Annotated in this window: 6 protein-coding genes and 1 rRNA gene; 6 read left to right on the forward strand and 1 reads right to left on the reverse strand. The window is 43.4% G+C overall.

Features of this window, described 5'->3' with window-relative positions:
* Positions 1 to 8: 8 nt before the first annotated feature.
* The 4 genes from ACYVBJ_RS10595 (at position 9) to ACYVBJ_RS10610 (ending at position 8,577) form a co-directional block, all read left to right on the forward strand.
* A complete protein-coding gene (locus ACYVBJ_RS10595) occupies positions 9 to 3,314 on the forward strand; it encodes a DUF4175 family protein (protein WP_460982268.1) in 3,306 nt (1,101 codons plus the stop codon).
* 143 nt (positions 3,315 to 3,457) lie between these two features.
* A complete protein-coding gene (mnmG, locus tag ACYVBJ_RS10600) occupies positions 3,458 to 5,317 on the forward strand; it encodes a tRNA uridine-5-carboxymethylaminomethyl(34) synthesis enzyme MnmG (protein WP_460982269.1) in 1,860 nt (619 codons plus the stop codon).
* A 74-nt stretch (positions 5,318 to 5,391) separates the two neighbouring features.
* Complete coding sequence (locus ACYVBJ_RS10605) at positions 5,392 to 6,276, forward strand: class I SAM-dependent methyltransferase (protein WP_460982270.1); 885 nt, start codon at positions 5,392 to 5,394, stop codon at positions 6,274 to 6,276.
* Positions 6,277 to 6,810: 534 nt separating this feature from the next.
* Complete coding sequence (locus ACYVBJ_RS10610) at positions 6,811 to 8,577, forward strand: tetratricopeptide repeat protein (RefSeq protein WP_460982271.1); 1,767 nt, start codon at positions 6,811 to 6,813, stop codon at positions 8,575 to 8,577.
* 50 nt (positions 8,578 to 8,627) lie between these two features.
* Here the strand turns inward: ACYVBJ_RS10610 and thrC are convergent, their stop codons facing one another.
* Positions 8,628 to 9,938 (reverse strand): threonine synthase, encoded by a 1,311-nt coding sequence (gene thrC / locus ACYVBJ_RS10615; RefSeq protein ID WP_460982272.1) that lies wholly within the window; start codon positions 9,936 to 9,938, stop codon positions 8,628 to 8,630.
* Positions 9,939 to 10,078: 140 nt separating this feature from the next.
* Between thrC and pruA the strand changes: the two genes are divergently transcribed.
* Both pruA and ACYVBJ_RS10625 read left to right on the forward strand, forming a co-directional pair.
* Entirely contained in the window at positions 10,079 to 11,710 is a 1,632-nt protein-coding gene (pruA, locus tag ACYVBJ_RS10620) for an L-glutamate gamma-semialdehyde dehydrogenase (RefSeq protein WP_460982273.1), read from the forward strand.
* A gap of 332 nt (positions 11,711 to 12,042) precedes the next feature.
* A 16S ribosomal RNA gene (locus ACYVBJ_RS10625) occupies positions 12,043 to 12,138 on the forward strand; the annotation flags it as partial.

A 12,138-nucleotide genomic window follows, 5' to 3' on the forward strand; every position in this document is an offset into this window, starting at 1 on the left:
GAATTTCTATGAAGCCGTCGGACGCTTACACAGTATTACTTCAACGTATTGAAGAGTATAAAAAACGTTATTTTCAGAATCAGCTCGTAAAAGGCACGCTGTTTTTCGTAGGTCTGCTTGGAACTGGTTACTTGTTTATTAATACAGCTGAGTTTGTTGGGCGATTTAGTTCTGTAGGCCGGGCCGCTTTGTTTTTTGGATTCTTATTAACGGCTCTGATTGGTTTGTATTTATTTATCGTTAAACCGCTGATGAGTTTGTACGGGCTTAACAAACCTTTGTCTAACGATGAAGCTGCTCGTCAGATTGGCACTTACTTTCCGGAGGTAGGGGATAAGCTGTTGAACACGCTGCAACTGCAACGAATAGCGTCTGACCAGAGCGATTTGCTACAGGCCAGCTTAAACCAACGCTCTCAACAGTTGCTTATAAATCGGTTTGCCAGTGCTATTCAGATTAGCCGCAATCGTCAATTTTTGAAATACGCGATTCCTCCGTTAGGGTTGATTCTGGCAATCCTGATTATTAATCCAGCATTTTTTACGAGTTCGTCAACGCGATTAGTCAACTACAATCAGGAGTTTGTAGAAGAAGCTCCTTTTCAGTTTATCGTTCAGAACAAATCGTTGAAAGCATTCCGTAACGAGGACTTCCCTTTATCCGTAAAACTTGTAGGGAATGCCTTACCCCAAACGGTATACGTAGTCGCTAATGGTACTCGGTTCAAACTAGATCAATCAGGTGATCAGTTCAATTATACGTTCGACAATCTTCAACGTAGTCTGGATTTCCATCTCGAAGCTGCGGGTTACAACTCTCCGGATTACAAAGTGTCTTTACTGGATCGGCCCGCTGTCTTATCATTCAATGTCCGACTCGATTATCCGGCTTATCTGAATAAACCCACTGAGCAGCTTTCCAACGTCGGTAATCTTCTGATCCCGCAGGGTACTGTTGTGCATTGGGAATTTGCGGCTGATCACACCGATTCGTTGACGTTACGGTTCAATACGGATCCGAAGCCCCTATCAGCACAATTGATAGATGCCAATACGTTCTCGGTGAACCGTCACTTAATGCAAAACGCTACGTATACCGTGTCGCTCAAGAATAGCCAGGTCGCTGCTCCTTCATCGATTCAGTATAACGTACAAGTCATTCCGGATCGTTATCCACAGATTTCAGTGGATCGAATTCAAGACACGGTTACTTATAATCACATCGCCTTATCTGGCTTACTATCAGATGATTACGGATTTTCGAAACTTCGGCTGAATTACAAGATTATCCGGAATAGTAAATCTTCTCCGTTATACTCGAAAGATATTCCAGTGAGCCGGTCGACTACCTCACAAAACTTCGTTTATAACTGGAGTTTGGACAGTTTGAAACTTGGTCAGGAAGATCGACTGGAATACTTTGTACAGGTCTGGGATAACGATGGGGTAAACGGACCTAAATCGAGTCGGTCGAATCAACTGAATTTTGTGATTCCCACGAACGCCGAGATTCAGAAACAGGTTGATCAGTCTGCCGAAAAAACAGAACAGCAAATTGACAACGCGCTGAACAAGACTCAGGCGATTAAGAAAGAGCTGAACACTATGGAAGACCGGATGCGCACCAAGAAAACATCCGACTTCCAGGACAAGAAGCAGTTGCAGGATATTCTTCAGAAACGCGAGGATCTGATGAAAGAGATTCAAAAACTTCAGGAGCAATTCCAGAAAACAAACGATACGCAGCAACGCTTTGCTGAGAAAAATAAATCGCTTCAGGATAAGATGGAGCAGCTTCAAAAGCTCTTCAACGAATTGCTGGACCCCGAGTCCAAACAATTATATGAACAGTTGAAGCAACTTCTGGAACGTAAGCAGGATGAGAAAGCCTCTGAAATGCTGGATCGTTTGAGTCGCAAAGAACGTAATATGGAACGTGATCTGGACCGTGCGCTGAAGCTGTTTAAACAGATGCAGTTGGAGCAGAAGGTCAATAATGTTGCTGAAAACTTAGAGAAGCAAGCCGAACAACTGGATAAGCAGGCCGAAGAAAGCGCTAAGAAAAACGAGACGACCAATGAGCAACAAAAGCAGCAAGAGAAGTCTCAGGAGGATTTCAAGAATACAGAGGAGCAGTTGAAAGAGATCGAAAAGCAGGCAGAAAAAGATGATCTCAATAAACCGGAATCTTCTGAAGAGGAGCAGAAGGAGATTGAAAAGCAGATGGAGGAGGCCATGAAGCAAATGAAGCAGAATCAGGGTAAAAAAGCTGCTTCATCGCAAAGTAAGGCAGCGAAGTCCATGCGGGCGATGAGCAAATCCATGAAAGAGTCTATGCAATCTGCTGAGATGCAGGAAATGCAGGAAAACATGGATGACCTCCGTAACATTCTTGAGAATCTAATTACGTTATCGTTCGGCCAGGAGCGAGTCATGAAAGATTTCCGGGGAATGAGCTTGCAAGATCCTCGTGTTACCAAGCTTTCTCAGGAACAACTCAAACTACAGGATGATGCAAAAATCATTGAAGATAGCTTGAATGCGTTAGCAAGCCGGGTTGTGCAGATTCAATCGTTTGTGACCAGAGAGCTAACAAATATGAAGTTTTACATGGACGAAAGCGTTCAACAATTGCGTGAACGTCGCCTTAGCATGGCAGCTTCTAAACAACAATTTGCGATGACTTCGATTAATAATTTAGCGCTTATGCTAAGCGACGTATTAAAGAATATGCAGCAACAGATGAATGCAATGGCTATGCCTGGTAAAGGTCAACAAGGCAAGAAAGGCCAAAAGTCGGGTGAGGGAATGGGTGAAATGCAAAAGCAGCTTAATGCTCGTATGAAAGAGATGCAGAAGGGCGGTAAGTCGGGGAGGGGATTATCTGAAGAACTTTCTCAAATGGCTGCTGAACAAGCTATGATCAGGAACATGCTTAAAAAGCTCGAGGAGAATGCAAAAGGGACCGAAGCTGGCAAACAACAAGAGAAGCAAGTTAAGGAGTTGATGGAAAAAATGGATGAAACTGAAACAGATTTAGTGAACAAGCGTGTTAATCCTAACACAATCAATCGTCAGAATGAAATCTTGACAAGGTTGCTAGAGTCGGAGAAAGCGTTAAAACAACAGGAGGAAGATCAGAAGCGAGAAGCAGAAGCAGCCAAATCAACCAAGCGCAGTTCACCTTCTTTTTTCGATTCAACTAATTTTTCTGATAAAGTAAAACAAGTTGAAGTGCTTAGATCAGTTAGTCCTAACTACAATTTGTTTTACAAAAAGGAAGCGAATCAGTATTTGCAACGTTTAGGTAAATAGGGTTTGTCACATATTTAACCGCAGTCCTTGGCACAAAGGACTGCGGTTTTTTGTTTGCCTTTTGTCAACTATATCTTTTCAACAAGTTTTGTCAACTTTGTGAAAAGTTTCCACGTGAAACATTTTTCTAAAACAGAAAAGGAATGCATTCAAGTTATGACGTCATAGTTGTGGGCGCAGGACACGCAGGATGCGAAGCTGCAAGTGCAGCCGCAACCATGGGTTCGAAGGTTTTGCTGATCACAATGAATATGCAGACTATCGCTCAGATGTCTTGCAACCCGGCTATGGGTGGCGTTGCAAAAGGGCAGATCGTACGCGAGGTAGATGCTTTAGGCGGCATGTCAGGTGTAATTAGCGATAAGAGTATGATTCAATTTCGTATGCTGAATCGCTCTAAAGGTCCTGCCATGTGGAGCCCACGTTGTCAAAGCGACCGTAATTTGTTTGCGTGGGAATGGAGAAAAACTCTGGAAGAAAACCGCAACATTGACTTTTGGCAGGACAGCGTAACTGAAGTAGTCGTGAAGGATAATCGAGTACAAGGCGTCAAGACAAACCTTGGTGTTACGTTCTCCGCCAAAGCCGTTGTGTTGACAAATGGTACGTTCCTGAACGGACAAATGTTTATTGGCGAAAAAGTATTTGGCGGGGGGCGAACAGCAGAACGGGCTGCCACTGGTTTAACAGAACAACTGGTGAGTCTAGGATTTGAATCAGGCCGAATGAAAACGGGTACGCCACCGAGAGTGGATGGCCGTAGCTTGAATTATGACTTGATGGAAGAACAATTCGGCGACGAAAAACCGGGTAAATTCTCATACACAAATACACCTGCGCTTCTTAAACAACGAAGCTGCTGGATCACGTACACAAATCAATCTGTGCACGATGAGTTAAAGACAGGGTTTGAGAAATCACCTATGTTTACCGGCCGTATTAAAGGACTTGGTCCCAGATATTGTCCATCAATAGAAGATAAGATCAACCGATTTGCCGATAAGGATCGCCATCAAATCTTCGTGGAACCTGAAGGTTGGGATACCGTAGAAGTCTACGTGAATGGATTTTCAACGTCTTTACCAGAGACTGTACAATACGACGCACTACGTAAAATTCCAGGATTTGAAAACGTAAGAATGTTCCGTCCGGGATATGCTGTGGAATACGATTTCTTTCCACCAACTCAATTAAAGCCAACGTTGGAGACACAGCTCGTATCAAATCTGTTTTTTGCGGGTCAGATAAATGGCACAACCGGCTATGAAGAAGCCGCCTGTCAAGGTCTGATGGCTGGAATAAACGCCCACCGGAATGTTCAGGAAGAAGCTGAATTTACGGTTAAACGTTCCGAAGGATATATAGGCGTTTTGATAGATGACCTAATTACGAAAGGGACTGAAGAGCCTTATCGAATGTTTACATCAAGAGCTGAATACCGGACGTTGTTACGTCAGGATAATGCCGATTTGAGGTTAACTGAAAAAGGGTACGCCATAGGGCTTGCTTCGCAGGAGCGGTATACGGCAATGATCAATAAGCGCGAAGGCTTAGCTCAGTTAACGGATAACATCAAGCTGGCGAAGCTTAAACCGGATGAAATTAATAACTGGCTAGCTACTAAGAACAGTGCTCAACTGCGGGAGAAAAGTAGTCTCTACACCTTGTTGAAACGGCCTGAAATTGAGCAGGAAGACGTAAAGGAATTGCTCTCGATGGTGCCTGAAGTAGGAGAGGTTGAGGACGAGATAATGGAACAGGCGGTGATCGAGATCAAGTACGAAGACTATCTGAACCGTGAAAAAATCAATGCCGAAAAACTGGATAAGTGGGAAAGCCTATCCATAAATCCCGAATTTGATTATGATCGGTTGAAAGCCTTATCGTACGAAGGGAAAGAAAAGCTAAAACGTCTTCGCCCAGCTACCATTGGACAGGCATCACGTATCAGCGGTGTTAGTCCTTCAGACGTTTCTATCTTACTGGTCTACATGGGCCGTTAATCACCTTGTCTCAATCAGCCCTTAAGTCTTATGCGATTTAAGGGCTTTTCTGTAATTATAGCAAATTAACTACTTTGGAAACCGTAACACAATGCCCCGTTTGTAGCGGCACACAATTTAAAAACGTTCTCACCTGCAAAGATTATCTGGTAAGTCAGCATGATTTTGTGATACAGGAGTGCCAGCAATGTAGCTTTCGGTTAACGAATCCAAGACCAGACTCGGCCTCAATTGGTACCTATTATAAATCGGATCAATATATCTCCCATAACGATTCAGGAAAGGGGCTGATCAGTACTGCTTATCGCACTGTTCGTAATTATACATTACGTTCTAAACTCAACCTCATCACTACGCTTAACAAAGGAAAAGGAAGCATCCTGGATGTGGGGTGCGGAACGGGCGCTTTTCTCGAAACCTGTAAGAATGGCGGCTGGCAAATAATGGGTATGGAACCAGACCCGGAAGCTCGGACAAAAGCAATCGATAAACTGAAGGTTCCGATTCAATCCAGCCTAGAGGATATTGATGACGCACATACTTACGATATCATTTCGCTATGGCACGTACTGGAACACATAGCAGATATCGAGAAAGCTATAACAAAGTTGTATTCGCTGCTCTCCGAAAATGGTACGTTGCTGATTGCGGTTCCGAACTCTGCGTCGTATGATGCTATGTATTTTCAACAATATTGGGCCGCTTATGATCTGCCAAGGCATCTGCATCATTTTACACCGTCAACGATCCAGCCTTTATTCAACAAGCATGGATTTAAACTAGCAGATAGAAAGCCGATGCTGTTTGATGCATTCTACATAGCTATGCTGAGTACCAAATATCAAACGGGCAAGACAGATTATGTGAAGAGTGTACAAGTCGGATTACAATCGAACCTGAAAGCTAGGCAAAGCGGCCAGTACTCCAGTATTTCGTATCTCTTTAAAAAGGCACAATAGTTGTACGATATATATATATATCCACAAGCTTACTTACACTCACCATCTAAAGGTCTATTCTAAATTAAAAAAGTTAAATTTTTGTGTAGATAAGTGTGTGAATAACTCGGCCTTGCATGTGGAAATCATGTCTACATCTCGTCTAGAACTTGTGGATCAAATGAGGAGTAATCCACATCAGATATCTGAAGGTCTAGTATTGTGGAAAAACATCAACATGTCAACGATCAGCTCCACACCATTTCCCCAACATAATACGTGCATAAAACTTATTCACTAATCCACAACAAACTGACACACAAATTGTGGATAAAATGTTATTTACTTTAAAATGAATGCATTGCGAGTGGATAAGTAAGTAGAGAGGGGTGGATAAAATCGTATTATTATCCACACAGTAAGAAGGCAAGAGTGGACAACTTATTTATACACATTTCCACACAGCTAATGGTTATAATAACGTTTCTTTTAAAAAAAGATATATATAAAATGTTAATAAGGCTAAAGTGTATTGTCTTGGTGTTGTGCTTAACTATGGGTAACCAGGTTAGGGGGCAAGTCGGCGCAGCTACGTTAGCTGATGAATATTACAAGGCGGGCGAATTTGAAAAGGCCGCTAATGAATATAGCAAGTTGCTCAAATCCGAAGTGACCTGGGGCCGTCTGTCAAAATATGTGTATAGCCTACAGCGGGTAAACAAATCGGATGATGCACTCAAGTTTTTAAAAAAGCAGCAGCGGAGCGATGAATCCAATCGACCGTATTATGAACTGTTAACCGGACAACTGGCCGCTCAACAAGGAGACACAATTCAATCGAAAGCGCAGTATACCGCAGCCTTGCAATCCAGTAAATCTTCGACTGCCAAGCTAGAGAAGCTCGCATCAGCCTTCAACGAAGCCGGAGAAGCCCGCTGGGCCATCCGCGCACTCGAAACGGCCCGAGAGACCAGAAAAGATCCTGCGGCTTACAGTGAGGATTTAATGACGCTCTACCGGTCGACCGGACAAACCGAAAAAGCAATTGATGAGATTATACTGACTGGCAAGCAAAGCGATAAAAAAGAAGCTGTACTTGCTGCGTTGCAGGGGTATATCAACACAAAAGACGAACCGCTGGTAGAGAAAGCGCTCTACAGCAAAATACAGCAGGAGCCAAACGAGCTAGCCTATAATGAACTGCTGATATGGTATTTCGTCCAAAAGCAAAAATTTAGCCGGGCGCTGCTTCAGGAAAAGGCTACTGACAAACGCCTGAAGCTAAATGGCGGACGTGTATACGATCTTGGTATGTTGGCCCTGAATAACAAAGAATACAAAACCGCAGCTGAAGCCTTTGAATACATAACTACAACGTATCCACAGGGACAGCTATATCCATTTGCACGCCGACTGGTCATAAATGCCCGTGAGGAGCAGGTGAAGAATACGTACCCCGTTGATAAACTTGAAATCCGAAAGCTTATCGGCGATTACCAACGCATGCTTCAGGAGATAGGCACGAACAATAAAACGCTAGAGGCATTACGTAGTACCGCTAATCTCTACGGAAATTACCTGGATAGCAAAGACACAGCGCTTACCGTACTGGATTTGGCGATTGATTTGGGCAAGACCGATAAAAACTTTGTGGACCGCTGCAAACTCGATAAAGGCGATATCTATCTGCTTAAAGGAGAACCGTGGGAATCGACCTTACTGTATTCACAAGTTGAAAAGTCGCAGAAAGAAGAATTGCTGGGCTACGAAGCAAAGTTGAAAAATGCTAAGCTCCATTACTACAAAGGAGACTTTGCGGTTTCTAAAGATATATTGGATGTTTTGAAACTGGCTACCTCGCGCGAGATTGCGAACGATGCAGAACAGCTGAGTCTGCTGATTATAGACAATACCGGTATGGATAGTACCGAAGCAGCCATGCGGGAATACGCTGCTATCGACTTGTTGCTGTTTCAAAACAAAACAGACGAAGCTGTGGATAAGTTGAACCAGATGTGGACAAAGTATGCTGAACACAGTTTGGCAGATGAAGTTCTCTGGTTACGAGCCAATACGTATCTGAAACAAGGAAAAAACGCTGAAGCACTTGAAGACTTGAAAAAAATTGTGGCGACTTATCCCACCGATATTCTGGGTGATGATGCTCTGTTTACACAAGGTAAAGTGTTTGAAGAACGGTTAAAGGACAAATCAGCCGCCATGGAGGCATACCAGAAAGTGCTCACCCAATATCCCGGAAGCATCTATGGAGCAGAGGCCAGAAAGCGATTCCGAGCCTTACGGGGCGATACGGTAAACTAAGAAAAACGGCTAAGAATATAATTCTTAGCCGTTTTTCTTAATCAATTAGTCTATGAAACCGTCTGCAATAACGAATCTTTAAATGCATAATACTCAGCGGGAATTCGTATGCTTTGTTTAGAGCGATCCGCAAGAATGGCCAGTCGGTCGGGTACTTCAACCGGTTGGCTAAGTACCTCTTCTACCAACGGCTTAAATTTTGACGGGTGGGCAGTAGCAAGAGCAATTCCGGTGAAAGGTTGAGTATGTTGCTCTTGATATGCCTGGAGACCCATAAGTCCAATGGCGGTGTGAGGACATGCTACGTACCCATATTGATCAAACAGCTGCTTCATACCAGCCCGAGTTTGATCATCATCGAAAAAGTACCCTGAAACGTTATCAACAATTTTATCGTAGTTATCCCCATACAAGTGAGCTAGCCGAACAAAGTTGCTGGGACTGCCCACATCCATCGCATTCGAGATTGTCGCTACGGAATCTTTCGGCGTATAAAGTCCGCTCTTAAGGAATGCTGGTACTACATCATTTAGATTAGTGGCAGCCACAAAATGCTCAACAGGTAAGCCCATTTTTTGCACCATCACTCCAGCGCTTAAATTACCAAAGTTTCCACTCGGCGTACTGAAAACTACAGGTTTGCCATGATGACGTACTTGTCCGTAACCCCGCACGTAATAAAAACCCTGGGGAATCAGCCGAAAAATGTTGATTGAATTAGCGGAGGACAACGATAAACTCTTATTAAGCTCGCTATCGACAAATGCCTGTTTTACAATAGCCTGGCAATCATCAAAAGAACCATCTACTTCAAACGCCTGAATGTTACCGCCCAGCGTGGTTAGCTGCTTTTCCTGCAAATCACTTACCCGCCCGCTAGGATATAAGATGTTCACCCGTACGCCCGGAACATTGTGAAAACCCATTGCAACGGCTCCGCCTGTATCACCGGATGTAGCAACTAAAATATTAACCTCTCTATCATTACGCCTAGAAAAGTAGGACATCAAAGCTGCCATATATCGAGCTCCAACATCTTTAAACGCAAGGGAAGGCCCATGAAATAGCTCTAATACGTTAGTTACACCATCCTCCAGTTCAACTACGGGCGTATCAAACGGCAGAGCACGATGAATCAACTCTTCTAAATCAACCTTGTTTACCTCTTCTCTGAACAAAGACTCACTAATTGCGAAACCGATGTCAGCCAAAGAAAGACCAGCTATATCTTCAAAGAACGTAGCGCCTAACTGAGGCAAAGGCGTAGGCATATACAAGCCTTTATCAGCTGGCATACTATGAAAAAGAGCTTCCTCAATTGTAACTGTTGTCTGCGGACTGTTCGTGCTATAAAAACGCATAGAGTTAGTCAGTGTAAAATCACAAAGTACGGCAAATCAGTCCAATGAACGTGGATTAGTGAAACGAAATGTGGAAAACTTATGTGTAATAGTGGATAAATCAAGCAAAGCGTAAATTTGCAAAAACTAAGCACTTCATTATGTCTTTTGGAATATTCAACGTACCGACTCCGGCTAATGAACCCGTAAAAGAGTACCGACCTGGCTCTCCAGAACGCGAAGCACTTAAAGAAGCAATCGACGACCTCAGGTCACAGGAGATCGACATTCCCATGTACATAGGCGATCAGAAAGTTTTTACTGATCGTAAACTAAGGGTAGCGCCACCTCATGACCATCAGCATACCTTGGGTTACTTTAGCGAGGGTGATGCACAGCATGTAGAACAAGCTATCGAAGCGGCCTTAGCCGCAAAAGAACAATGGGCAAGTTTATCTTGGGAGCATAGAGCAGGTATATTCCTGAAAGCGGCCGAGCTTATTGCTGGACCGTACCGTGCCCGCATCAACGCAGCTACGATGCTTGGCCAATCGAAAAATGCGTATCAAGCCGAGATTGATTCAGCCTGCGAACTAATTGATTTTTTACGATTCAATGTACAGTACGCAACCGAAATTTATCGGCAACAACCCAATTCATCCCCGGGCGTATGGAATCGGTTAGAATACCGGCCCCTCGAAGGATTTGTATTTGCTCTGACACCGTTCAATTTCACAGCAATTGCCGGTAACCTTCCGACATCAGCGGCCTTGATGGGAAATACGGTAGTTTGGAAACCAGCTTATACGCAGGTACTATCAGCAAACGTAATAATGGAGATATTACAAGAAGCTGGCTTACCTGATGGGGTAATTAACCTGATATATGTAGACGGCCCAGAAGCAGGAAACGTAATTTTCAATCACCCGGATTTCGCGGGTATTCATTTTACAGGAAGCACGGGTGTGTTCCAAACAATCTGGAAAGAGATCGGTGTGAACATAGGTAAGTACAAATCATACCCACGTATTGTCGGTGAAACAGGAGGAAAAGACTTTGTTTTAGTACACGAATCAGCTAACGTGGACGAAGTCGCAACAGCTTTGATACGGGGTGCCTTCGAATACCAAGGCCAAAAATGTTCAGCAGCCTCCAGAGCGTATATTCCTTCTTCGCTTTGGGAAGCTATCGAAGCAAAGTTGAAAGAGTATGCCGCCCAGATCAAAACAGGAGGAGTTGAGGATTTCTCAAACTTCGTGAACGCTGTAATCGACGAACGATCATTCAAAAAAATTACAGCTTACATAGATGAGGCAAAGCAAAGCGACCAAGTGAGAGTAATAACTGGAGGAGGTTATGATGGTACAAAAGGATACTTCGTTGAACCAACAATCCTTCAGGTTAATGATCCAGCATACCGTACAATGTGCGAAGAAATATTTGGCCCCGTCTTGTCTATATATGTGTACGACCCAAATGAGTTCGACACTATCCTTCATACTGTAAATAGCACGTCGCCTTACGCACTCACGGGATCTATATTTGCCGCAGATCGGTACGTCATAAATAAAGTTACTAAAGCACTGGAAAACGCAGCAGGCAACTTTTATATCAACGACAAACCTACCGGAGCAGTAGTTGGTCAACAACCGTTCGGAGGTAGTAGAGCATCTGGGACGAATGATAAAGCAGGTTCCTTACTAAACCTATTACGTTGGGTTTCAGCGAGAACAATTAAAGAAACGTTTATAGCTCCGCAAGATTTTAAGTATCCGTTTATGCAAGCAGAATAATTTTTGAAATTTTTCCAAACAAACCTTGCAAACATTAAAACAGACTCATACCTTTGCACTCCCAAACACGATGAGGGACGCTGTTCTATAGCGCATAGCGTTAATTTTCAGCGAGTTATATAAAAAGTTGACAAAAAATAGTTTTAAATTTTCTTCAACTTTTTCTTGACAAACAGTAATAAACGGAGTACCTTTGCACTCCCAAACATATAAGACCAACACCGGTTGGTCTCAATCTCGAAAGAGATCCAGTTCTTTGACATATTGACATCAATAAGTTAGTACAAAAGGCTAATGACAACGTGCCAGGATTTCTTGGCACACAATTATTTACGATGGAGAGTTTGATCCTGGCTCAGGATGAACGCTAGCGGCAGGCCTAATACATGCAAGTCGAACGGGCAGCAATGCCAGTGGCAAACGGGTGC

Source organism: Spirosoma fluminis (assembly GCF_054778895.1).

What these genes read in the sequence shown, in the direction of transcription:
- ACYVBJ_RS10595 (WP_460982268.1), top strand. Translation starts at nt 9, where the DNA reads ATGAAGCCGTCGGACGCTTACACAGTATTACTTCAACGTATTGAAGAG.
- thrC (WP_460982272.1), bottom strand. Translation starts at nt 9,938, where the DNA reads ATGCGTTTTTATAGCACGAACAGTCCGCAGACAACAGTTACAATTGAG.
- mnmG (WP_460982269.1), top strand. Translation starts at nt 3,458, where the DNA reads ATGCATTCAAGTTATGACGTCATAGTTGTGGGCGCAGGACACGCAGGA.
- ACYVBJ_RS10610 (WP_460982271.1), top strand. Translation starts at nt 6,811, where the DNA reads ATGGGTAACCAGGTTAGGGGGCAAGTCGGCGCAGCTACGTTAGCTGAT.
- pruA (WP_460982273.1), top strand. Translation starts at nt 10,079, where the DNA reads ATGTCTTTTGGAATATTCAACGTACCGACTCCGGCTAATGAACCCGTA.